Here is a 22,640-nt window from a genome sequence, read left to right as displayed (position 1 = left end):
CAGGTTTGCTTAATCTTACGGTCCGTAATCTGGGGCCGTCGCGTTCAACGGAGCGCGGCGTTACGCCAAGAAAAGGAAACGACATCATGAAGCAACTGGCCAGAATCCTGACGATCGCGCTCGCCGTGCTGCCCGCCGCCGTGTACGCGGAATACACCGGGCCGTCCACGCTGACCACGACGACCGTGAAGGAACTGCTCGCGAACGGCAAGGACGACCAGCACGTGCAGTTGCAGGGGCGCATCGTCAAGCATGCCGGCGGCGAGGACTACGAGTTCGCCGACGCGACGGGCACGATCCGCGTCGAGATCGACCCCAAGCTGTGGGCGGCCGGCCAGCCCGTCAGCGACAAGAACGAGGTGAAGCTGACCGGCGAGTTCGAGCGCAAGTGGTCGGGCCGCGTGAAGGTCGACGCCGACCGCATCGACGTGGTGCGCTGACGGGCGCGTGCGGGGCCGGTGATACCATGGACGACCGGTTCCCGTTCCCATCAAGATGGCCGCCAATTTCGACGAACTCGCGTCCCGGATCCGGGCGCAATTTTCCGAGCTGAGCCCGCAATTCCAGGCGGGCGCCGCCTTCCTGCTCGATCATCCCGACGAAGTCGCCACCTCGTCGATGCGCAAGGTCGCACAGCGCGCGCAGGTGCAGCCCGCGTCGCTCGTGCGGCTCGCGCAGCAATTCGGCTTCCCCGGCTGGAACGAGCTGCGCGACCTGTGTGTCGCGCGCGTGCGCACGCGCCCCGAGCCGCTCACGCAGCGGGCGCGCTCGCTCGTGCGGCCCGATGCGAAGGCGTCGCTCGCGCACGACCTGCTCGCCGCGCAACAACACAACCTGTCGGCCACCGCCGCGCAGAACGAGCACGCGCTCGCCGATGCCGCGAAACTGATCCGCAAGGCGTCGCACGTGCATGTCGCGGGGTTTCGGTCGTGCTACCCGGTTGCGTTCGGCTTCGTGTACGGCTACCGGCTGTTTCGCCCGACCGTGTCGCTGCTCAACGGCGTCGCCGGGTCGCTCGAAATGGAGCTGCGGACGATCGCGAAGCAGAGCGTGACCGTCGTCGTCAGCTTCGCCCCGTATTCGGCGGAAGCGACGCGCGTCGCGCAGGCCGCGAAGGCGCAGGGCAGCCGGATCGTCGCGATCACCGACAGCGCGGTATCGCCGATCGCGCTGCACGCGGATGCACAGCTGATCTTCACGCACGACAGCCCGTCGTTCTTCCCGTCGCTGGTGGCCGCGCATGCGATGGCCGAAGCGCTGGTCGCGCAGCTGCTGGCGCTCGAAGGCAGCGATGCGATCGCCGCGCTCGAGCGCACGGAAGCGGAGCTGCATGCGAAGGGCGCTTACGTCGTCTGATTCCGATGGATCGCGAAGCGCGGCCGTCCCCGTCCGCTTCGCGCACCCACATTTCAACGCAAGCCGTATCGTCGCCGCACGCCACGCGCGTATGCTGGGGCTTCCTCATTCCGACGGAGCCCTCGATGACCCATCCTGACCTTCAGTCCCGCCACGCGCACGCATTCCGTGCGCTGCATGCGCAGCCCGGCGCTTTCATCATCCCGAACCCGTGGGACGCCGGTACCGCGCGCCTGCTCGCGATGGCCGGTTTCGAGGCGCTCGCGACCACGAGTGCCGGCTATGCCTATGCGCGCGGCCTGCCGGACAACGCGGTCGGCCGCGACGCGATGCTGGCGCACATCGCCGAGATCGCCGCCGCGGGCGGCCTGCCCGTGAGCGCCGATCTCGAGAACGGCTTCGGCGATGCGCCCGACACGGTGGCCGAGACGATCCGGCTCGCGGCCGAGGCCGGCGCGGTCGGCGGGTCGATCGAGGATGCGACGGGCCGCGCCGACGCGCCGATCTATGCACACGAAGCGGCGGTCGAGCGCATCGCGGCGGCCGTCGGCGCGGCGCGTGCGCTGCCGTTTCCGTTCACGCTGACCGCGCGCTGCGAAAACTACCTGCACGGCCGCCACGACCTCGCCGACACGATCGCGCGGCTCGTTGCCTATCGCGACGCGGGCGCCGACGTGCTGTATGCGCCGGGCCTGGCCGATCCCGACGAGATCGCCGAGCTCACGCGCGCGGTCGATGCGCCGGTCAACGTCGTGATGGGGCTGCAGGGCGGGTTGCTGAGCGTCGACGCGCTGGCGGCGCTCGGCGTGAAGCGCGTGAGTGTCGGCGGCGCCCTGGCGCGGGCCGCGCTCGGCGCGTTCCTGCGCGCCGCGAAGGAAATGGCGCAGGACGGCACGTTTACGTTCGCGAATGCGGCGATTCCGTCGCGCCAGCTCGATCGTTGGTTCGCCGCGGAGAATAATCTGCCGCTTTCGTTCGAAAGCTGACGCCGAAATAAAGCATGGGATCGTTTCCAGCCGAAATTCCGATTGACGCTAATCAATCGCTGCGGCTTTCGATTAAATAACCGCTCGCGAACCGGGGGCGCTGAAATTCCGGCCCCCCGTCTTTTCGATCACTTTTTATAAGAAGATGCTGTAAATTCCCGCCGATCGTTCCGGGAAATCGACCGTCCGGCGGGCGTTTGCGGGATGCATTTTGTGTTTTTTTCGCACGCGGCAGTTGCCGGTTTTTATTGTGATTGATAGTCTTCGTGGCGACGTAAAAATACCGGCGGAAGTGTGCCGGATAATGAATATATAAATTTTCTGAGAGAGCGATGACGATCCGAGATATGCACCGTACCCGGTTTCGCGTCGGCGATGTCGTGACGCTGAAGACGGGCGGGCCGCGCATGACCGTAACCTATGCCGGGCCGGTCGTATTCGACGACGGCGACTGGCTGATCTGCCAGTGGTTCGACGAAAACGGCGAGTTCCGGCAGGAAATGTTCCCTCACGACACCGTGGTGCCGGAGCCGCGCGCGATTTCGGCCGGGCGTGTACGCATGCGCATGCAGTCGCATCGCTACCGGTCCGCCGCGTAACGCGCACCGGGGGCGGTTCGCACAGTCGGCGGGCCGGCGAGGGGGCGTCGCCGGCTGCATCGACATTTCACGCCGGGCCGAAACATGCGGCGCGCGGCCGGGTCGATACTGTCTGCATGAACCCGACCGATCCCATCGCAGCGGTTACGCACCGCGATCCCTATCCCTACTATGCGGCGCTCGTCGACGGGCCGCCGCTCGCGTTCGACGCCACGCTCGGCCTGTGGGTCGCGAGCCGCGCCGCGACCGTGAGCGCCGTGCTCGGCCATCCGGCCTGCCGCGTACGGCCGCTGGACGCGCCCGTGCCGCCCGCGCTGCGCGGCACGACGGCCGGCGCGCTGTTCGGCGAGCTGGTGCGCATGAACGACGGCGCGTTGCGGCACGACGTGCCGAAACGGGCGATGCAGGCGGCGCTCGCGTCGGTCGACGCGCTCGCGTTGCGCCGCCGCACGGCCACGCTCGCCGCGCAGCGCTTGCCGGCGCATGCGGCGCCCGATGCGCTGAACACGTGGTGCATGACGGTGCCCGTCTGCGCGGTAGCCGATCTGCTCGGCTTCGACGACGCGCGGCTCGACGACGTTGCCGCGTGGGTGGCCGACTTCGTCGCCGCGCTGTCGCCGCTGTCGACGGCGGCGCAACTGGCCGGTGCAAGCGCCGCGGCCGGGCGGCTGCTCGACCGGATGACGGAAATCGTCGCCGCGACGCGCGCGGACGACGGCAGCCTGGTCGCGGCGGTGCAATGCGCCGCAGGCGAGGCCGGCTGGCAGGCAAGCGGCGCGCTGGTCGCGAACCTCGTCGGGCTGCTGTCGCAGACATGCGAGGCGAGCGCCGCCTGGCTCGGCAATACGGTGGTCGCGTGGCTCGATCCGGCCAAGCGTCCCGCCGGCGAGCCTTGTGCGACGGACGATGCGACGCTCGACGCGTTCGTCGCGGAAGTCGGGCGCTTCGATTCACCGGTGCAGAACACGCGCCGTTTCGTCGCATCGCGCACGACGATCGAAGGCGTGACCGTCGAAGCCGGCGACGCGATCCTCGTCGTGCTCGCCGCGGCGAACCGCGACCCGGCCGTGCATCGCGATCCGCACCGTTTCGTGCCGGGCCGGCCGCCGGGGCCCGCGTTCGGCTTCGGCACGGGGCCGCATGGCTGCCCGGGCGAGCGGATCGCACGGGCGGTGACAGCGGGGGCGTTCGGGGCGCTGTTGCGCGGCGGCGGGTTGCCGCCGGGCGACGCGCCGGGCTGGCGCTACCGGGACTCGACCAACGTCAGGATGCCGACGTTCGAGCCGGCGCGATGAGGAAACGAAAGGGGACAGGGTTCAGCGGCAGCCTTGCTTTTCCGCCCATTGCTCCTGGGCGGCGACACGGCGCTGCACGCGCTCGACGAGACCGGTTGAAAAGGTCCGCATGCTGATGCCGCGACGCTTGGTGAGGATCGTCTGCGCGACATCGCTGCGCGGGTTCGGCTGGCAGGCCCAGTACAGCGTCATCAGCCAGCCGATGCCGGTCCACCCGAACAGCGCGTTGAACATTGCGACCGTCAGCTTGTCGTGCCGGCCGCGCCGGTCGGCAACGACCGCTGGCAGAAAATAGATCGCGATCGCGGCCACCGAACCGGCCACTTGAATCAGGACTGCGTTCTGCATGTTGCTGCTCCATCCGAACTGCAATGGAGCCGATTGTCGCGCTTTTTCCGTTGACGTGCAGACAATTGATTGTTGCGTTTTTGGATTCGATCAGTCGGCCGGATGATCCGCCGGGGCGGCTTCGTTACACAACGCGAAACCTTCGTCGCGCCAGCCCGTCACGCCGCCGATCATCAGCTTGACCGGCCGGCCGAGGCGCGCGAGCCGGATCGCCGCGCGCGCGGCGCCGTTGCAGTGCGGGCCCGCGCAGTAGACGACGAACAGCGTGCCGGCCGGATAACCGGCGAGCTTGCTCTCGACGATCTTGCGGTGCGGCAGGTTGCGCGCGCCGGGCACATGGCCGGCGGCGAACGGGGCGGGGCCGCGCACGTCCAGCAGCACGAAATCGGGCGCGCCCGATGCGAGTGCGTCGTGCACGTCCCAGCAATCGGTCTCGAAGCGCAGCGAGGCCTCGAAATGCGCGAGGGCGGCGGGGCTGTCGGCGGCGGGAACGTCGGTGACGTGGGACATGCGAGGTTTCTCCAGGTGGCGATGCGCGATGAACATGGGGCCAGTATCGCGGTTCGGCGGCCGTCGCGGCAGTGGCGCGATCGACAAGTTCCGGTAACATCGCGCCATGAAAAATCATCTCGTCGTCGCGCTCGCCTACGATCGCCTCTGCACCTTCGAATTCGGCTGCGTGGTCGAACTGTTCGCGCTCGAACGTCCCGAACTCGGCGTCGACTGGTATCGCTTCGCGGTCTGCGCGAGCGAGCCGGGGCCCGTGCGCGCGGCGGGCGGCATCACGGTCGCCGCGCCGTATCGGCTCGCGACGCTCGATCGCGCCGATACCATCGTGATTCCCGGCTGGCGCGATCCGGACGAACCGCCGCCGGCGCCGTTGCTGAAGAAACTGCGGGCCGCGCATCGCCGTGGCGCACGGCTTTGCTCGATCTGCTCGGGCGTGTTCGTGCTGGCCGCGGCCGGCGTGCTCGACGGCCTCACGGTGACGACCCACTGGCGCTATGCGGAGAAACTGCAGGCGCGCTATCCCGCGCTGCGCGTGAACCCCGATGCGCTTTACGTCGACGAAGGGCAGGTCGTCACGTCGGCCGGATCGGCGGCGGGGCTCGACATGCTGCTGCATCTCGTGCGCCGCGATCACGGCGGCGCGATCGCGAACCGGGTCGCGCAGCGCCTCGTGCTGCCGCCGCATCGCGACGGCGGCCAGGCGCAGTTCGTGCCGCGCCCGGTCGCGCCGGGCGGCACCGACCGGCTCGCGAAGCTGATCGACTGGATGCGCGCGCACGCGGCCGAGCCGCACACGCTCGCGTCGCTCGCCGCGCAGGCCGCGATGAGCACGCGCACGCTGCAGCGACAGTTCGCGGACGCGACGGGGATGTCGCCGCTCGCATGGCTGATCCGCGAACGCGTGAACGTCGCGAAGGACATGCTCGAAGCGCATCCCGCGCTGTCGCTCGCGCAGGTGGCCGCGCGTGCGGGGTTCGGTTCCGAAGAGTCGCTGCGCCGGCATTTCCGGCGCGTCGCGGCGACGAGCCCGGCCGCGTACCGGCGCGGGATGGATCGTGGCGTGACGGCGCGCTGACGCCGTCGCTCACGCGCGCGGCCGCAGCACCACGATGCCCGGCGTGTTCCTCACGTATTCGAGAAACGGCGAATCGACGACTTTCATGTTGGCCTTTTTCGACGACGCATTGCGCAGCATCGGCCCGTCGCGCGTTTCGACGAAGAAGCCGACGTGCGTGACGTCGAGGCCGTCCGCCTTCGCGTAGATGCCGATGAAGTCGCCGGTCCGAAGCCGGCTGACGACGTAGTCGTCGACGAACTCGCCCGGGATATGCACGACGTCGCGCTGGACGACCGGCAATCCCGGCAGATACGCGCCGCCGTCGGCTTTCCGGTTGAGCTGCTTCGTGACCGTGGCGGCGCGAGCGCTGATCGACGCGGTCACGTCGTCGGCCAGCACCTGCGGCCGGGCGGCCCAGTCGGTGAAGAAATGACGGCGCTGCCCGAAGCCGATGTCGCCGTTCACGTAGCGCGTGCGCACGAGCCGGCTCGCGTAATCGGTTCGCGTCGTCGCCGTCCTCGCGGCCTCGACATAGTCGAGATAGGTGAAGCAATCGAGTCCGCTGAAGTCGATCACCAGGCGTTCCGGCGTGGTTGCCGATCCCTCGAGCATGCCGTCGCGATAAGGTATGCCAATGAATTCGCGGGATAGCGCTTCGACGAGCCGGCCGGCATCGCCGTCCCGATGCGCCGCGCGTATCGCCAGCAACGCGTCCAGCTTGCCGGAGGTCGCTTCGTTCAGGTTCGCCAGCGCGGCTTGTTGCTGCGTCGTCGTTTCATCCGGTTGCGGCAAGGATGAGACGGACGTGTCACCGCCGCAGCCGGCCAAGGCCAGGGCGAGCACGAGCGGCGCCAGTTTTCCGAGAGTCTTTTCAATCGCCATGAGCGGGTTCGTTCCGAAAAAATGCGGTTCAACGGGAGCGGTCGCCGGATGCGGCCGGCGCTGCACGATATTGAATGGACGAACGAGCCGCAAGAAATCTCAACGAAATCTGAATTTTCCCGAGTGCCGCGCCGGCTTTGCGGGCTGCGCAAACCCGCCAGCGCCGATTTGCCCCCCGGCGTATCATCGTGCGTTCCTTGACCGCGATTCCGGTTTCACCCATGAACATCGTCGATTCCGCTGCTTCCGGCCACGACACGCGCACGGCGCTCGGCGCACCGCTGCCTTCCCCGCTGCCTTCCCGTTTGCCGCTGATCCAGGCCCCGATGGTCGGTTCGCTGAGCCCGCTCGCGATCGCCGTATGCGAGGCCGGCGGGCTCGGCTCGCTCGCCTGCGCGGCACTCGGCCCGCAGCAACTGCGCGACGAGATCGCGGCGATCCGCGCGCGCACGCCCGCACCGTTCAACGTGAACTTCTTCTGCCATACGCCGCCGGCGCCCGATGCCGCGGTCGACGCGCGCTGGCGCGCGGCGCTCGCCGGCTACTACGCGGAGGCCGGACTCGATCCGTCGACCGGGAAGGGCGGGCTCGGGCGCGCGCCGTTCGACGATGCGATGTGCGCGGTCGTCGAGGCGTTGCGGCCGGCCGTCGTGAGCTTTCACTTCGGGCTACCGGACGATCCGCTGCTCGATCGCGTGCGGCGCACGGGCGCGCAGGTCGTCTCGTCCGCGACGACCGTCGAGGAAGCGCGCTGGCTGGATGCGCGCGGCGTCGACGCGATCGTCGCGCAGGGCGCGGAGGCCGGCGGCCATCGCGGCATGTTCCTGACCGACGACATCCACGCGCAGCCGGGCCTGTTCGCGTTGCTGCCGCAGATCGTCGACGCGGTGCGTGCGCCGGTGATCGCCGCCGGCGCGATCGCCGACGGGCGCGGCATCGCGGCCGCGTTCGCGCTCGGCGCGCGCGCGGTGCAGATCGGCACCGGTTACCTGCTGACGCCGCAGGCCGGCCGCTCGGCGCAGCATCGCGCGGCAGTGCGCGCCGCGCGCGACGACGGCACGCGCATGACCAACCTGTACACGGGCCGACCCGCGCGCGGACTGCTGACGCGCTTCATGCGCGAACAGGGGCCGATGAGCGCGCTCGCGCCGGCGTTTCCGCTTGCGACGGCCGCGGTCGATCCGCTGCGCGGCGCGTTCGAGCGGCAGGGCCGCGACGACTTCTCGGTGCTGTGGTCGGGCGAGGCCGCGGCGCTCGCGCGTGAGGAGGATGCGGGCGAACTGACGCAGCGCCTTTGGCGCGATGCGCTGGCATGCGCGGCGGGGCTGCGCGACGCGTTTCCGCAGGCGCTCTGATCGACCGGGAAGGGGGCGCCGGCGCGGGAGCATCGGCGTATCATCTGGGTTTTCGTCAGCCCGATCCAGGCACCCCCACACCATGACCTCCGTCGACACTACCCCCGTCCTCGACCATGACAAGCTCGTTACCTTCATCGAGCGCAAGTGGAACGATGAAATCCTCCACGCACTGACCGACTACATCGCGATCCCGGCGAAGAGCCCTGCATTCGACCCCGACTGGGCGAAGCGCGGTTATCTCGAGCGCGTCGTCACCGATGCCGCGCAGTGGGCCGAGCGCCAGCCTGTGAAGGGCCTGAAGCTCGAAATCGTGCGCCTGCCGGGCCGCACGCCGGTGATCTTCTTCGAATCGCCCGCCACGCGCTCGGGCAGCACCGACACGATCCTGCTGTACGGCCACCTCGACAAGCAGCCCGAGTTCGACGGCTGGCGCGCGGACCTCGGCCCGTGGACGCCGAAGTACGAGAACGGCAAGCTGTACGGCCGCGGTGGCGCGGACGACGGCTACGCGATCTACGCGAGCCTCGCCGCGCTCGGCGCGCTCGACGAGCAGGGCATCGAGCGGCCGCGTTGCGTCGGCCTGATCGAGACCTGCGAGGAGTCGGGCAGCTACGACCTGCTGCCGTACGTCGACGCGCTGCGCGACCGGCTCGGCCAGGTGTCGCTCGTCGTGTGCCTCGATTCGGGCGCCGGCAACTACGACCAGATGTGGCTCACCACGTCGCTGCGCGGGCTGGTGTCCGGCGACCTGCAGGTCGAGGTGCTCGAGGAAGGCGTGCATTCGGGCGTGTTCGGCGGCATCGCGCCGTCGAGCTTCCGCGTGATGCGCCAGCTGTTCGAGCGCCTGGAAGATGCGAAGAACGGCAACCTGCTGCCGGGCGTGTTCCATTGCGAGATTCCCGACAGCCGCGTGCGCGAAGCGGCCGCGGCCGCCGAGATTCTCGGCGACGCCGTGTGGAAGGGGCTGCCGTGGGCCTGCGGCGCGGACGGCAAGCCGGTGCTGCCGACCACGACCGATCCGCGCGAGGCGCTGCTGAATTCGACGTGGCGCCCGTCGCTGTCGGTGACCGGCGCGGCCGGCATGCCGGCGCTCGCGGATGCGGGCAACGTGCTGCGTCCGCGCACCGCGTTCAAGCTGTCGCTGCGCCTGCCGCCGCTCGTCGACGCCGCGCAGGCCGTGCAGCAACTGAAGGAACTGCTCGAACTCGACCCGCCGTACAACGCGAAGGTCACGTTCAAGCCGGACGCGGGTGCCGCGACGGGCTGGAGCGCGCCGGACCTCGCGCCGTGGCTCGCGTCGTCGCTCGATGCCGCGTCGCGTCGCCACTTCGGCGCCGATTGCGCGTACATGGGCCTCGGCGGCACGATCCCGCTGATGAACGTGCTGCAGGAAGGTTTCCCGTCCGCCCAGTTCATGGTGTGCGGCGTGCTCGGGCCGAAGTCGAACGCACACGGCCCGAACGAGTTCCTGCACGTGCCGTACGCGAAGAAGCTGACGGCGGCGGTCGCGGACGTGATCGCGACCGCGCGCTGAGCGCCACGACTGCCCGACCCGACCTGACGGAACCTTGCCGATGACCGCCCTGCCGACGCCCGATACCGAACCGCTGCGCATGCGCGCCGAACCGCTGCATGCATTCGTCGCGGCACTCTGGGAACGGGCCGGCAGCAGCGAGCGGGAGGCGAGGCTCGTCGCCGATCACCTGGTCGGCGCGAATCTCGCGGGCCACGATTCGCACGGGATCGGGATGATCCCGAACTACGTCGCGTCGTGGCGGGAAGGGCAGTTGCAGCTGAACGGGCACGCGTCGATCGTCCGCGACGGCGGCGCGGTGCTGACGATCGACGGCGGGCGCGGCTTCGGCCAGGTGATCGCGTTCGAGGCGATGGTCGAAGGGATCGAGCGTGCGCGGCGCATGGGTATCTGCGCGATCGGGCTGCGCGACGTGCATCATCTCGGACGCATCGGGCACTGGGCCGAGCAGTGCGCTCGCTCGGGCCTCGTGTCGTTCCATTTCGTCAACGTGCCGGGCGACCTGCTGGTCGCGCCGCTGCACGGCACCGATCCGCGTTTCGGCACGAACCCGTTCTGCGCCGCGTATCCGCGTGCGGGCAGGCCGCCGCTGCTGCTCGATTTTGCGACGAGCGCGATCGCGTACGGCAAGACGCGCGTCGCGTACAACCAGGGCAAGCGCGTGCCGGCCGGGTCGCTGATCGACCATCGCGGCCAGCCGACCGACGATCCGGCCGTGATGCACGAACAGCCGTTCGGTGCGCTGCTGCCGTTCGGGCTGCACAAGGGGTACGCGCTGGCGGCGATGTGCGAGATATTCGGCGGTGCGCTCGTCGGCGGGCATACGACCTACGGCGACACGCTGCAGAAGACGAGCGCGATCGTCAACGGGATGCTGTCGGTGCTGATCGACCCGAAGGCATTCGATGCGGCCGATGCCGAGCGTGAAGCCGATGCGTTCGTCGCATGGGCCAAGGCATCGCCGCGGGCCGGGGATGCGCCGGTGCAGGTGCCCGGCGAACCGGAAGAGGCGAGCCGCGCGGCGCGCGGGGCCGGCGGCATTCCGGTCGACCGGGCGACGTGGCGGCAGATTCGCGCAAGCGCGGCCGCGGTCGGCTTCGACGACGCGGCGCTCGATACGTGGACGCAACGCTGCACGGAGCGCGCATGAGCTGGCAGTCGGAGAAGGCGCACGGCGAGGAGATCGCGTATCAGCTCGCGCCGCTCGGCAAGGTCGAGGTCGCGCGGTTCTTCAGCGGGGCGGCGATGCGGCTCGATGGCGTGATGTTCGGCTTCATGTCGCGCGGGTCGCTGTTCCTGCGTGTCGACGACGTGAACCGTCCGGCGTTCGTCGCGGCGGGGATGGGGCCGTTTTCCTATTCGGGACGCACGCGCACCGTCAATCTCGAGGGCTACTACGAAACGCCGGCCGACGTGCTCGAGGATGCGGGTGCGCTGTTCGACTGGTGCCGCAGTGCGTATCGCGCGGCGCTGCTGGCGAGGCCGCCGAAGCGCAAGACGAAGCGCGGGGCGGCGTCACGCGCGCGTCAAGTTTTCTGCGCGCCCGCTTAGGGCGTCGGCTTGCCGCAGCGCGCATGCTTCACAACGGCGGCCCCGGCGTTTATGATCGGCGCGTTTGTCCTGGCGCACGCTTCCCCACTCACGTCCAGACGGAGACAACCGATGCTCGTCCTGATTCTCGGTTTAGCGATCTTCCTCGGTGTGCACTCGATCCGGATCGTCGCGGACGGCTGGCGGTCGGCGACGATCGAGCGAATCGGCGAGAAAGGCTGGAAGGGCCCCTATTCGATCGCATCGATCATCGGCTTCGTGCTGATCGTCTGGGGTTACGGGCTCGCACGAGCCGACGCCAGCTTCCTGTGGGCGCCGCCGGTCGGTGTGCGCCACCTCACCGGCATGCTGACCGCGATCGCATTCGTGCTGATCGCCGCCTCCTACGTGCCCGGCAACCGCATCAAGACGCTCGTCGGCCATCCGATGGTGGCCGGCGTGGCGGTATGGGCGATCGCGCACCTGCTCGCGAACGGCACGCTGCACGCCGTCGTGCTGTTCGGCGCCTTCTTCGCGTGGTCGCTGGCCGACTTCCTGGCATCGCGTGCGCGCGACCGCCGCGAAGGCGTTCGCTATCCGGCGGGCAACACGTCCCGCAACGTGGTCACCCTTGCCGTCGGGCTCGTGGCGTGGGCCGTGTTCGCGCTGTTCCTGCACGGCTGGCTGATCGGGGTGCGGCCGTTCGGCTGAACGGGCGGAGCGCGGCGTACGCGGCGGGCGCTGCGTATGTCGCACCAGCGGCCGTCACAGCGGCCTGACGAACAGCCCGATGGTCAGCAATGCGCCGATGCAGACGATCCCGATCCGCAGCATGCGTTCGTTCACGCGATGCAGCGCCCACGTGCCGAGCAGCCCGCCGACGATCGCGCCGCCGCCGAGCGCGAGCGCCTTGCCCCAGTGCAGGTGCGGCGACGTCAGGAACAGCACGACGGCCGATGCGTTCATCACGCCCGCGAGCGCGTTTTTCGTCGACATCGCGTGACGCGGCGACAGGCCGGCCATCGTCAGCACGGCCATCATCAGGAAGCCGAGCCCACCGCCGAAGTAGCCGCCGTAGACCGCGATCGCGAACTGCGCGACGGCGGTCGTGACGGGGCCGAGATGGACCGTCTCCTCGCTCGGCTTGCGGAAGAAGCTGCCCCACGCGAATACGATCGTCGCGAACAGCACGAGCCACGGCACGAGGCGCGAGAAGATCGACGAAGGCGTCTTCAGCAGCAGCAGCCCGCCGAGCGCGCCGCCGACCACGCTGATCAGGAACAGCGCGCGAAACGGCAACTGGCCCGCGCCGCGCACATGATGGCGGCTCGCCCAGCCGGTCGTGACCTGCGCGGGAAACAGCGCGACCGTCGACGTGATGTTCGCCGAGAGCGGCGACATGCCCGACACGATCAGCGCGGGCAGCGTGACGAACGAGCCGCCGCCCGCGAGGGTGTTCTGCAGTCCGGCCCACAGGCCGGCGAGGATGACGAGCGTGAGCATCGATGCGGGAGCGGAAGGTTGGCCTGGGTGTCGGCGCGCGATGCGCGGCCGGGCGAGGCGGACGCGAGATGGTAATGCAGGATCGCGGACGCCGGAAGGCCCGGCTGCGGCGGGTTCGCGCGCGCGTCGTGCGGCCGGGCGCGCGCCGGGTTCATTCGGTTCGGCGCGAGCCCGCGTCCGGCGCCCCGATGTCGGCGTTGGCATCGGCGTTGGCATCGGCGTCGGCATCGGTGCGCGGATAGACGATCGTTCCGTCCGGTTGAACGGCGGCGCCCGGCGTGAGGCGTGCAGGCTCGACGCGGTTCGGCCCGATGATGTGGAAGACCGTCTCGCCGCGCGCGATCAGGTAGTCGGCGACGATGCGCCGATGACAGCGCCACCACACGGCTTCCGCGCACATTACGGCGCAGCGCCGCCGACGCCCTTGTTCGACCAGGTGATCGAGGCCCGCGCGAAATGCCGCGGACAGCGCGTAATCGGCGTAGCGATGGAAGCTGTCGTCGGTCCAGAAGCCGTTGACGTCGTCCGGCACGGCCCGCGACGGGCCGCGCAGGCCGCCGAGCGCGGCGACGTGCTCATAGGCGATGTCGAACGGCGCCAGCGCGACCGGCAGCGTCGCTTCGTTGAACTGCGGATTGGTGCGCGACCTCGGCATCTTCCTGACGTCCGCGAGCAGCGCGATGTCGGCGTCGTTCAGCAGGCCGATGAAGGCTTCGAGCGAGCGGTCGGAATGGCCGACCGTGAAGAACGGGAGCTTCATGCGTCGTCCTCGCCGGCGATGAGCGTGAGCACGCGGCCCCGATGCGCGGCGACGTGATCGGTCCGGTCGCTTTTTATTTCGTATTGCGGATCGTCCGGCGACGCATGATGCCGATGCCCCTTGTAATCGAAATCCTGCGTATGGATCGCGACGATCCTGCCCGTCACGCGACCGGCCTCGGAATTCCAGCGGACCCGGTCCCCCAGTTTGAACGTCGTCGCCATCGTGAGCGTCCTCCTGTCGTCCGGTTCGCGATCATGCCGGCGTCGCCTGCTCGAACGCGGCTTCCGCCTCGAGACTCGCCCGGTCGCGCCCGACGGTGGCGACCGCAAGCTGCTTGCCGTCGCGCCAGTAGGTGACCGTGCAGTCGTGCGCGGCCGGATCGCCGTCGACGTCGACGCGATCCCATTGCGCCGCGTGGCCGACGTAGTTGATCGCGACGTCGTAATGCTGGCTCCAGAAGAACGGCACCGCCGCGAAGCGCTGCCGCTCGCCGAGGATGTTGCGCGCGGCCGTCGCGCCCTGCCGCTCGGCGACGACCCAGTGCTCGACGCGAATGCGCTCGCCCGTCAGCGGATCGGGCCAGCGTGCGATGTCGCCGGCCGCGTAGACGTCCGGCGCGCTCGTCTGCAGGAACGCGTCGACCGTCACGCCGCGATCCGTCGCGAGGCCGGCGTCCTCGGCGAGCGCGAGGTCGGGGCGCACGCCGATTCCGGCCACGACCAGATCGGCGGGCAGCGCGACACCGGTCGACAAGGTCACGCGATCCACTTCGATCGCGGCGACCGTCGCCCCCAGATGAAACACGACGCCGTGCGCTTCATGCAGCGCCCGGACCATGTCGCCGAGCGCTTCGCCGAGCACGCGCGCCATCGGATGCGCATCGGGCGCGACGACCTGCACGTCGAGCCCGCGCGTGCGCAACGCGGCGGCCGCTTCGAGCCCGATGAAGCTCGCGCCGACCACGACGCAGCGGCGTGCGGCGCCAAGCTGCGCGATCAGCGCATTGCAGTCGGCCAGCGTGCGGAGCACCGCGACGTGCGCCAGCGTGGCGCCGGGGACCGTGAGGTGCACCGGTTCGGCGCCGGTGGCGAGCAGCAACGCGCCGTACTCGAGCTGACTGCCGTCCGACAAGGAGAGGGTTTTCCGGCCGGGCTCGAGACTGACCGCGCGCATGCCGCAGTGCATCGAGATGTCGTGATCCGCGTAGAACGTCGGAGGATGCAGCGGCAGCCAGTCGGCGTCGGCCGTGCCGGCGAGATAGTCTTTCGACAGGTTCGGCCGGTCGTACGGCATCGCGCGATCGGCGCTCAGCAGCGTAATGGGGCCCTGATACCCTTGCCGCCGCAACGTGCTGGCCGCCGCGTTACCGGCCGCGCCGCCGCCGACGATCACCACCGATTCGGGGTGCGCCGCCGACGACGTTGCCGACGAGATCGGCGCCTTCGCTGCCGGCTGCGCGTCGCGCACGAAGACCTTGTCGCCTTGCTGCTCGACGCGCCGGCATGTCAGGTCGGTCAGCGCCGGCGCGCCGAGCACCTCGCCGGTGCGGACGCTGAAGCACGCGTGATGCCATGGGCAGTGGATCGTGTCGCCCTCCAGCAGGCCGTCGGCGAGCGGCGCGCCGTAATGCGTGCAGGTCGCGCCGACTGCAAAGCACGTGCCTGCGCGGCGCACGAGCAGGACCGGCTCATCGCCGACGTGGCCTGCCACCATGCCGCCGTCCGGAATATCGGCCAGCGGCACGCCTTGAGCGAGATCGGGATCGCCGGGTGACGAAGCGTGTTCGGTCATGGCTGCGCTCCTCTCGGGTCGGGAACTCCAACATTATCAACCTCGATTCCGCGGCGGGAAAGACACAGTCACGAAGCGGGGCGGGGTGTTCGAGACCCGTTCGAGACCCAGGCGCGGGAAGCCGATTTTCCCTATCGGTGATGCCGTAGTGCATCACGGCGCATACCGTTGCGGTGTTCGTTCACGCGCGCCCGGTGCGCAGCAGCCGGAGATAGGCCGTGCATCACGACCGTCGGCGCGCTGGATGGCAGGCCATGGCGTTTCCTGGGCGCGGGCGGGCGCGTGATCACGCTGCGTGTGCAGGAGCGGCTGCGTGTCGACAGCGGCACGCTTGCGGTGGCGGCCGCGCTGCGCGGCGTCGGCTTTGCGATCGTCGTCGAGGCCGCGTGCCGCGGCCTGATCGAGCGCGGCGAGCTGGTGCCGATCGCGCTCGACAAGCCGGCCGCGCCGCTGGAGCTGTATGCCGCTTATCCGCAGCGCAGGCACCTGCCGGCAACGGTGCGGGCGTTTATCGATCATCTGACGGACGCGGCGGGCACGCTACACGTCGCGCGATCGGGCCAGTAGCAAGTCAAGCGAAACGCCCGCCTTGCGGCGGGCGTCCACCCTGTGAAGCGCTTTCGCGGGTCGCGTGCTCGCAGCAGGGGCGGCAGATTACTGCCACGCCGGCGCCGGCGTGATCTGCGTCGTATAGGCGGTTGCCGGCAGCAGCGTGAGGTTGGAAATCTTCTGCCCGCCGTAGGTTTCGGTCGACGAGCCGAACGTGACGCCCGTCACCGGCACGGCGACCGACCGCCCGTCGGAGCGCGACGCGCTGACGACGATCGACTTGCCGGGCGTGAGCGTCGCCGCGACGTTCGACGAGTTGTACACCATCCGCTGGTTCGCGAGCGTGCCGATCGTCAGCAGCGAAGGACTCTGGATCGGCAGGTTCTTGTAGTACGTGTTGTACTTCTTGAACGTCGCGTTCAGCAGGTCGCCCAGCAACGTGCTCGTGCCGCTGTACGCGCGCAGGTTCGACTGGTGGAACATCATCGGCCGGTTGTCGAACGTGAGCAGGTAGACGACGAGCTGGTCGGACACCTTGTCGAGCACCTGCGCGTAGGTGAGGTCATAGCCCCAGCGGGTCGGGTCGATCCCGTTCGCGCCATAGAAGTAGTTGTATTCGGCGACCCATTCCGCCGGCTGCGACACGTTGTAGAACAGCGCGGTCGCATAGCGCGGCACTTCGAAGATGCCCTGGTTCACGCAGTTGTACTTGCCCGCGTTGAATGCCGGCAGCGACCACGCCACGCCGTTGTTGTTGGTCGGGCAGCCGGCCGTGCCGACGGGCGGCGTCGGCTTCGAGCTGTCGGACACGAGCACCTGCGTGCCGAACGCGACGAGCGCGCCGAGCGTCGTCGGGTTGTACAGCCCCGAGATTTCCGGCGTGATGAGCGTCCACTTGCTGAAGTTCGTGAACCTGAACCTGTTCGAGACCTTCACGTTGTTCTGCATCTCGGTCTGGACTTGCGCAGCGGTCGTCGTAAACGGCGGATCCAGCAGTTCGTGGTCGTAAGTGTGGCTGACCCATTTGAAACTGCCCTGCTGCAAGGCCGTCTGCAGCGACAGCGAATCGATGCCGCCCGGCGGGTAGGGGCCCTGGCCGCCATACGCCGTGCTGTAGCCTTCGCCGTTGAATGCCAGCGTGAGCTTGACCGCGGACGCGTTCGCCGTCGTCAGGTTCAGGAGCGACTGCCAGGTCACGGCGTTGGCGAAGTCCGCGCCGGTGGTCCGGTATTCGCACGCGGTGAGGCCGGTCGACGGGTTCGTCGAACCGAGCGGGCACTGGCCGGGCGGGTTCGTGCTGGTCGTGGCGCCGGTCCTCACGTCGTACCACAGGCCGGTGTACGCGGATTGCGCGTACGGAAAGATTTCGTCGGGAATGCCGTTGTCGTCCACCTGCGGATCGACGTACACGTGACGGCTGCCGAGGAACAGGCCGCGCGTGAGCCAGTTCGCGATCCCGTAGGACAGCGTGATCGAGTGCGTCAGGTACTGGCTGTTGTCGAACATCAGCGACATCGTCTCGCGCGACGTGCTGTCGCCGGCCAGCGGCGTCGTGTTCGCGAACAGGCAGGTCGCGCCGATCGGGTAGGTCGTGCTGCCCGGGGCGGTGGCCTGCACGATCGGCGTGACGGTCGTGCCGGTCGGCAGCGGGCTGGCCGGGGATGCGAAATACGTCCATGCGTTCGCGATCGTCAGCGGGTTGCCCGAGGACGTGCCCGCGTTCATGTACGGGAACAGGCTCTGCCCCGTCGACGTCAGCGTCGACGACAGCGGCGTCGCGGTCGTGTCCTGGTAGTTGACGTACTGCAGGCAGCCGCTGTCGCTCGGCCACGTGTAGAAGCTCGCGAGCCGCACGTTGTACTTGAACTGGTAGCGCGCGAGCGTCTGCGCGAGCGCGCCGCCGGCGAACGGGTTCATGTAGCGGTAGTCGCTGATCGGCATGATGATGCCCTGGTACAGCGCGTGGTCGCCGTTTTCCAGCGGCGGCAGGGTCGGGTTGCTGGTGTCGTACGAGTAGACCGTGTACGGAATGCCCACGCGATCGAGGATCGACTGGGCGGCGGCCAGTTCGGGCGAGCTGCCGGCCTGCTGGCTCGCGACGATCAGGATCTTCAGGTCGATCTGGGCATCGCTCGGCACTGCATGGCAGACGCCGGCAGCCGCAAGAAGTCCTGCAGTGGCCGCACAGTGCGACAGCATCCCGAACCGGCTGGATAGGGTTCGCAAAACGCTCATGTCAAACCTCACGCGTCGTGTCCGATGGTTCGGACGAGTCCCCCGACAATCGAGAAAGGTGTGGCGTCTGTCGTTATTGATTCGAAGTCCGATTCTTCGGCGTCGACTTGTTGACGGTGTCGTCCGGATGCGGGCCCGATGGCGGATAGGCCGGCTTGCCCCAGCCTTCCTTTCCGGACGGGAGCTGGCCGTGACCGTGCGGTGGGGGCTTGCCGTCCGCGTAGGCGCTCGGCGGCGCGAGCGCGGCCGCCGCGACCAGCCCCGAGAAAACGCCGCAGAGCACGACGCCCGGCCAGCGCAACGGCCGTTTCGGTCCAAGGGTTTGCATGGTGTCCTCCCGACGCTGCCGGTGTCATGCGGCGCGTTTCATAAATGATCAGATGGGCGGCGCGGACGGGCCGGCATGTCGGGCCGGGCCGTTGCCGCGAACGCCGCGGCGTTCGGACCCGAGCGCTTCCGTGCAGGTCAGGTCTTGCGATCGGGCCTGACGAACAGGGACGGGAACGGGCGACTGCGGACCGATTGCGCATGCAGGCGGGGATGACCGCCCGGCATGCGTTCGCATCCGGTTGATCTGCAAAGCGAACTATGTGCCAACGGCCGGAAACCCTTCATTCCGTTGAAGTAACGTTACGTAATGAAAGCTGACCGGCTGAAAATGTTTCATTCATGATCGATTGCGCGGCGATCCGCCGGAAAGACGTTTCGCCCTTGCAACAAGGGAGCGGCCGTTCAGCGGCGAAGGGCAGCGAACCGCTCCGGCTCCGAGCGTCAAGCCGGCCTGCGTCGGACGGTTGTCTTGAACCCGCCGGTTTCCATGATCCCCGGTGCGGTCCAATTCAAGAAAGATGAATGGAAAAAGAATTTGTGAATTGTTCAGGAAATATGGAATTGCAATGAGGGTGTTTTGCAAAAAAATTCCAAAATGATCTTTTATATGATGTTTGCTAGAGTTGGGCTGGCGGTGCCATGCGTGGCAAAAAAGACAATCGCCAATAGCGAATGAATCTGAAATTTATTTCAATTTGTTGATTATCTGAAGGTCATCGATATGGGGAATTTGCATATGCGTAATTTCGCCGGTCGTCATGCATCGAAATCGATCAAATGCCTCATCGGAATTCAGCTCGTCGCAGCCTGCCTCGTCAACATCGTCCATGCGGCGCCCATCGAGGCGTCGTTGCAACGCTCGATCGAGCAGGCGCTTGAATCCCGATCGAGCGGAAAGTCGGCGCTGCCGGCCCAGACGGGCGGCAACCTGGTCGAGGTATTGAAAACGGATGAAGCTTCCGGGTGGGTATTTGGCGCTGCTACCCAAATCCTGCGCGAAGACGAATCCGCCGATCCCGTCACGAAGCTGTTCCTTGCGCGCAATGCCAATGGCCGATGGATCGCAGGTGTCGAGGGCAGCAGCAAGTTTGGAGAGTTACTCAACTCGGCGCCGTCAACGCTGCTCGCTGCCGACGAACGGAAAAACCTGGCGGTAAGGCGCTCATTCGCACCACGGTCGGCGGCATTGCCGCAGCCGGGCCTTGCGTTGCCGTGGCAACTGAATGCCGGATGGTATTGGACGGGCGGAGCGCACGGCTGGTCCGGACAAAGCAGGCCGTATAACTCCCTCGATTTCTCGGGCGGCAACGGTCGCGTGCTGGCGGCTCGGGACGGCTATCTTTACAAGAGCTGCGAGCGAAACGGCAGTGCAATCGTCAAGCTGGTTCACGACAACGGATACGCGACGACCTATTACCACATGGTCCAGTTGACCTCGCTCAATAGCGGCACGCGGGTCCGTCAGGGCGATTATCTCGGCAGCGTCGGAAACGGGCTGCCGTGCGGCGGACAAACGACGGGGCCGCATGTTCACTTCTCGCTGAGCAAGGACGGCAATGACGTTCCGATCAACGGGATCACGATCGGCGGCTGGCAATTTTTCGCGGGCGCCGAACCGTACGCCGGATACGCCGTTCGCAATCAGCGGCGCGTCTCCCCGCAGGCATGGCTCGTCAACTACGGGGGCGAAGATTCCGGCGGTCCGGTCGACCCGTCACCGCCCGTCAGTGCGCGTGTACAGGCGCCGAGTCAGGCGAATCTGCGCAGCGCGCCTTCTTTGTCGGCAGCGATTGTCGGTTCGGTCGAGAACGGCCGCACCGTGCAGCTCGCTTGCTACAAGTACGGCGACCCGGTGGAGGGCAACTGGGGCGTCACACGGCTTTGGTATCGGCTCGACTCGAATCAATGGATATCGGACGGATTTGTCTACACGGGCAGCAACGACCCGGTGGTGCCGGAATGCGTGAGCTAGCGAGGGTGCGCCGTCACGCATGAAGGTGTGCACGGCCGCCACGGTGCAAGGGGGCACGACAACCGCACGCTTGCCCCCGTGAAATTGTCATGCTAGTTTTTCATGAAATTTCTCGACAGGAATTTCACGGGAGTCCGCATGTTCGTGCAGTCCGACCGTCACGTCGCAAGCTACTACGCCGGTACGTACCCGGAGCCGATCCCGGTTCGCCCGGTGCTGGAGTCGCGTGTCGACGCCGACGTGCTCGTCGTCGGCGCGGGGTTCAGCGGGCTGCATACGGCGCTGCGCCTTGCGCTCGCCGGCAAGCGGGTCGTCATGCTCGAAGCGAGCCGCGTCGCGTGGGCGGCGTCGGGCCGCAACGGCGGGCAGGCGCTGCTCGGCTGGTCGTGCGACATGCAGCCGCTCGAGGATTCGCTCGGCCGCGACGGCGCGCGCCTGCTGTGGGACAGCATGCGCTGGGCCGCGACCGAGGTGCGGGAACTGCCCGGGCGGCACGGTTTCGACATCGACTATCGGCCCGGCAGCCTGTGGGCGGCGGTGCGGCCGCGCCGCGTCGCGATGCTCGCGCAGGCCCGCGACGAAGCGGCCGAGCGCTGGGGCTACGACCAACTGCGCGTGATCGAGCGGGCCGACATGCCGGAATGGATCGGCGGCTCGCGCTATCTCGCGGCGCTCTACGATCCGGAGGCCGGCCACCTGAACCCGCTGAAGCTCGCACTCGGCCTTGCCCGGACGATCGAGCGCGCGGGCGGCCGTATCTTCGAGCAGAGCCGTGTGCTCGACCTGAGCGAGACGGCCGGCGGCTACGTCGCGCGCACCGCCGCCGGCGAAGTGCGCGCGGACGTCCTCGTGCTGGCCTGCAACGCGTATGTCGACCGGCTCGATCGCGACCTCGCGCGCCGGCTGCTGCCGGTCGGCACGTACCAGGTCGCGACCGCGCCGCTCGCGCCCGACGTCGCGCGTTCGCTGCTGCCGCGGAACAGTTGCGTGATCGACAACCAGTTCGTGCCCGACTATTTCCGGCTGAGCCCCGACAACCGGCTGCTGTTCGGCGGCGGCTGCACGTATCTCGGCGGCATTCCGGCCGATATCGCGGCGGCCACGCGCCCGCACCTCGAACGCGTGTTTCCGCAACTGGCCGGCGTGCCGCTCGATTACGCGTGGGGCGGCCATATCGACATCAGCATGCGCCGCACGCCGGACATCGGCCGCCACGGGCAGCGTTTCTGGCTGCAGGGCTTCTCCGGGCACGGCGTGCTACCGACGCTCGCGGGCGCGCGCGCGGTGGCCGACGCCGTGCTCGGCGACGAACGCCTGCTTGCGCAGTACCAGCGCATCCGCAACCCGCGATTCCCCGGCGGCGACCGGCTCGCCGCGCCGCTGGAAGCGATCGGCAAGGCCTGGTACCGTCTGCGCGATACCGTTTGACTGCACGGAACCCACCATGAACGAACAGGAAGAGATAGAAAGCCTGGCGATCCTGATCCGCGACCTGCGCAAGCATCGCAAGGTCACGCTCAACGATCTCGCGGAACGGATCGGCCGCTCGGTCGGCTTTCTGTCGCAGGTCGAGCGCGGGCTGTCGCGCCCGACGGTCGCGGACCTCACCGCGATCGGCGAGGCGCTCGGCGTGCCGACCACCTATTTCTACAGCCTGAGCAAGCCGCGCAGCGTGCCCTGGGTCACGCGGCCAGACGAACGGCGCACCGTGTATTACGCGGCCGGCATTACCGACATCCTCGTGTCGCCGAACATGCGCTCGCGCTTCTCGATCCTCGAAAGCCATCTCGCGCCGGGCGCGAGCAGCGGCGAGCGGCCCGTCGACGACAGCGACGAGCAGGGCGGTTTCGTGCTCGAAGGAGAACTGACGATCTGGATCGACGGCGACGACACACCCGTCACGCTCGGCCCGAACGACGCATTCCAGCTCCCCGCGCACAAGCGCTTCCGTTATGCCAACCTGACCGACGCGCCGACGCGCGTGATCTGGGTATTCACCTGAGTCGTCGTCGCGGCGGCATGCCGCGTTCGAAGCAGATGGT

25 protein-coding genes are annotated in these 22,640 nt (G+C 68.2%); 15 read left to right on the top strand and 10 right to left on the bottom strand.

All coding sequences use genetic code 11. The features are described from left to right. The first annotated feature begins 86 nt into the window (after positions 1-86). The 5 genes from WT26_RS31375 (at position 87) to WT26_RS31355 (ending at position 4,236) form a co-directional block, all read left to right on the top strand. Positions 87-440, top strand: coding sequence for a YgiW/YdeI family stress tolerance OB fold protein (locus WT26_RS31375; RefSeq protein ID WP_069274758.1), 354 nt, complete (start codon positions 87-89; stop codon positions 438-440). A 55-nt stretch (positions 441-495) separates the two neighbouring features. Further along, positions 496-1,356: a MurR/RpiR family transcriptional regulator gene (locus tag WT26_RS31370; protein ID WP_011354378.1), complete on the top strand. Its 861-nt coding sequence runs from the start codon at positions 496-498 to the stop codon at positions 1,354-1,356. A gap of 125 nt (positions 1,357-1,481) precedes the next feature. Beyond that, on the top strand, positions 1,482-2,342 hold the full coding sequence (locus WT26_RS31365; RefSeq protein ID WP_069274757.1) for an isocitrate lyase/PEP mutase family protein: 861 nt from the start codon (positions 1,482-1,484) through the stop codon (positions 2,340-2,342). 332 nt (positions 2,343-2,674) lie between these two features. Next, positions 2,675-2,941, top strand: a complete 267-nt coding sequence (locus WT26_RS31360) for a YodC family protein (protein ID WP_069274756.1) — start codon at positions 2,675-2,677, stop codon at positions 2,939-2,941. A 116-nt stretch (positions 2,942-3,057) separates the two neighbouring features. Then, a complete protein-coding gene (locus tag WT26_RS31355) occupies positions 3,058-4,236 on the top strand; it encodes a cytochrome P450 (protein WP_069274755.1) in 1,179 nt (392 codons plus the stop codon). A 21-nt stretch (positions 4,237-4,257) separates the two neighbouring features. On the opposite strand, the gene WT26_RS31350 is transcribed toward WT26_RS31355, so the two are convergent. Continuing rightward, entirely contained in the window at positions 4,258-4,584 is a 327-nt protein-coding gene (locus WT26_RS31350) for a superinfection immunity protein (RefSeq protein ID WP_069275211.1), read from the bottom strand. Positions 4,585-4,674: 90 nt separating this feature from the next. After that, the gene (locus tag WT26_RS31345; RefSeq protein ID WP_069274754.1) at positions 4,675-5,094 is read right to left on the bottom strand and encodes a rhodanese-like domain-containing protein; all 420 of its coding nucleotides are present in this window, start codon (positions 5,092-5,094) and stop codon (positions 4,675-4,677) included. A gap of 106 nt (positions 5,095-5,200) precedes the next feature. Here WT26_RS31345 and ftrA point away from each other — a divergent pair, with 106 nt between their 5' ends. Continuing rightward, complete coding sequence (gene ftrA / locus WT26_RS31340) at positions 5,201-6,169, top strand: transcriptional regulator FtrA (protein WP_069274753.1); 969 nt, start codon at positions 5,201-5,203, stop codon at positions 6,167-6,169. A 9-nt stretch (positions 6,170-6,178) separates the two neighbouring features. Here the strand turns inward: ftrA and WT26_RS31335 are convergent, their stop codons facing one another. Beyond that, complete coding sequence (locus WT26_RS31335) at positions 6,179-7,033, bottom strand: DUF1460 domain-containing protein (protein WP_069271551.1); 855 nt, start codon at positions 7,031-7,033, stop codon at positions 6,179-6,181. Between the two features lie 221 nt (positions 7,034-7,254). Here WT26_RS31335 and WT26_RS31330 point away from each other — a divergent pair, with 221 nt between their 5' ends. The 5 genes from WT26_RS31330 (at position 7,255) to WT26_RS31310 (ending at position 12,166) form a co-directional block, all read left to right on the top strand. Beyond that, positions 7,255-8,388 carry an NAD(P)H-dependent flavin oxidoreductase gene (locus WT26_RS31330; protein WP_257786180.1) on the top strand — a complete coding sequence of 378 codons (1,134 nt, stop codon included), beginning with the start codon at positions 7,255-7,257 and terminating at the stop codon, positions 8,386-8,388. Positions 8,389-8,470: 82 nt separating this feature from the next. Further along, on the top strand, positions 8,471-9,925 hold the full coding sequence (locus WT26_RS31325; protein ID WP_059525586.1) for a M20 family metallopeptidase: 1,455 nt from the start codon (positions 8,471-8,473) through the stop codon (positions 9,923-9,925). Positions 9,926-9,965: 40 nt separating this feature from the next. After that, positions 9,966-11,075, top strand: coding sequence for a malate/lactate/ureidoglycolate dehydrogenase (locus WT26_RS31320; RefSeq protein WP_059663055.1), 1,110 nt, complete (start codon positions 9,966-9,968; stop codon positions 11,073-11,075). Next, complete coding sequence (locus WT26_RS31315; RefSeq protein ID WP_069275209.1) at positions 11,072-11,476, top strand: TfoX/Sxy family protein; 405 nt, start codon at positions 11,072-11,074, stop codon at positions 11,474-11,476. Before WT26_RS31320 ends, WT26_RS31315 begins: the two co-directional genes overlap by 4 nt. A 111-nt stretch (positions 11,477-11,587) precedes the next feature. Beyond that, entirely contained in the window at positions 11,588-12,166 is a 579-nt protein-coding gene (locus WT26_RS31310; protein ID WP_069274752.1) for an NnrU family protein, read from the top strand. A gap of 54 nt (positions 12,167-12,220) precedes the next feature. On the opposite strand, the gene WT26_RS31305 is transcribed toward WT26_RS31310, so the two are convergent. The 4 genes from WT26_RS31305 to WT26_RS31290 form a co-directional block, all read right to left on the bottom strand. Continuing rightward, complete coding sequence (locus WT26_RS31305) at positions 12,221-12,958, bottom strand: sulfite exporter TauE/SafE family protein (protein ID WP_069274751.1); 738 nt, start codon at positions 12,956-12,958, stop codon at positions 12,221-12,223. A gap of 151 nt (positions 12,959-13,109) precedes the next feature. Further along, positions 13,110-13,718: a DUF488 family protein gene (locus tag WT26_RS31300; protein WP_069271548.1), complete on the bottom strand. Its 609-nt coding sequence runs from the start codon at positions 13,716-13,718 to the stop codon at positions 13,110-13,112. After that, entirely contained in the window at positions 13,715-13,942 is a 228-nt protein-coding gene (locus tag WT26_RS31295) for a DUF2945 domain-containing protein (protein WP_060198861.1), read from the bottom strand. Before WT26_RS31295 ends, WT26_RS31300 begins: the two co-directional genes overlap by 4 nt. A 31-nt stretch (positions 13,943-13,973) precedes the next feature. Then, positions 13,974-15,512, bottom strand: coding sequence for an FAD-dependent oxidoreductase (locus WT26_RS31290; RefSeq protein ID WP_069274750.1), 1,539 nt, complete (start codon positions 15,510-15,512; stop codon positions 13,974-13,976). A 168-nt stretch (positions 15,513-15,680) separates the two neighbouring features. Here WT26_RS31290 and WT26_RS31285 point away from each other — a divergent pair, with 168 nt between their 5' ends. Continuing rightward, complete coding sequence (locus WT26_RS31285) at positions 15,681-16,079, top strand: LysR substrate-binding domain-containing protein (protein ID WP_157650993.1); 399 nt, start codon at positions 15,681-15,683, stop codon at positions 16,077-16,079. Positions 16,080-16,166: 87 nt separating this feature from the next. Here the strand turns inward: WT26_RS31285 and WT26_RS31280 are convergent, their stop codons facing one another. From WT26_RS31280 to WT26_RS37830, 3 genes are all read right to left on the bottom strand, one after another. Next, a complete protein-coding gene (locus tag WT26_RS31280; RefSeq protein WP_230461666.1) occupies positions 16,167-18,200 on the bottom strand; it encodes a hypothetical protein in 2,034 nt (677 codons plus the stop codon). A 169-nt stretch (positions 18,201-18,369) separates the two neighbouring features. Continuing rightward, on the bottom strand, positions 18,370-18,624 hold the full coding sequence (locus WT26_RS31275) for a hypothetical protein (RefSeq protein WP_230461665.1): 255 nt from the start codon (positions 18,622-18,624) through the stop codon (positions 18,370-18,372). A gap of 339 nt (positions 18,625-18,963) precedes the next feature. After that, positions 18,964-19,209: a hypothetical protein gene (locus WT26_RS37830; protein WP_155123269.1), complete on the bottom strand. Its 246-nt coding sequence runs from the start codon at positions 19,207-19,209 to the stop codon at positions 18,964-18,966. 153 nt (positions 19,210-19,362) lie between these two features. Between WT26_RS37830 and WT26_RS31270 the strand changes: the two genes are divergently transcribed. From WT26_RS31270 to WT26_RS31260, 3 genes are all read left to right on the top strand, one after another. Continuing rightward, on the top strand, positions 19,363-20,598 hold the full coding sequence (locus tag WT26_RS31270; RefSeq protein ID WP_069271545.1) for a peptidoglycan DD-metalloendopeptidase family protein: 1,236 nt from the start codon (positions 19,363-19,365) through the stop codon (positions 20,596-20,598). A 138-nt stretch (positions 20,599-20,736) separates the two neighbouring features. Further along, positions 20,737-22,026: an NAD(P)/FAD-dependent oxidoreductase gene (locus WT26_RS31265; protein WP_069274749.1), complete on the top strand. Its 1,290-nt coding sequence runs from the start codon at positions 20,737-20,739 to the stop codon at positions 22,024-22,026. A 16-nt stretch (positions 22,027-22,042) separates the two neighbouring features. Continuing rightward, a complete protein-coding gene (locus WT26_RS31260; RefSeq protein ID WP_021163465.1) occupies positions 22,043-22,600 on the top strand; it encodes a helix-turn-helix domain-containing protein in 558 nt (185 codons plus the stop codon). Positions 22,601-22,640: the final 40 nt, after the last annotated feature.

Origin of the sequence: Burkholderia cepacia (genome assembly GCF_001718835.1) — a bacterium.
Classification (GTDB): domain Bacteria; phylum Pseudomonadota; class Gammaproteobacteria; order Burkholderiales; family Burkholderiaceae; genus Burkholderia; species Burkholderia cepacia_F.
Note: the sequence above shows the minus strand (reverse complement) of the source record. Positions and strands in the feature narration are given on the sequence as shown.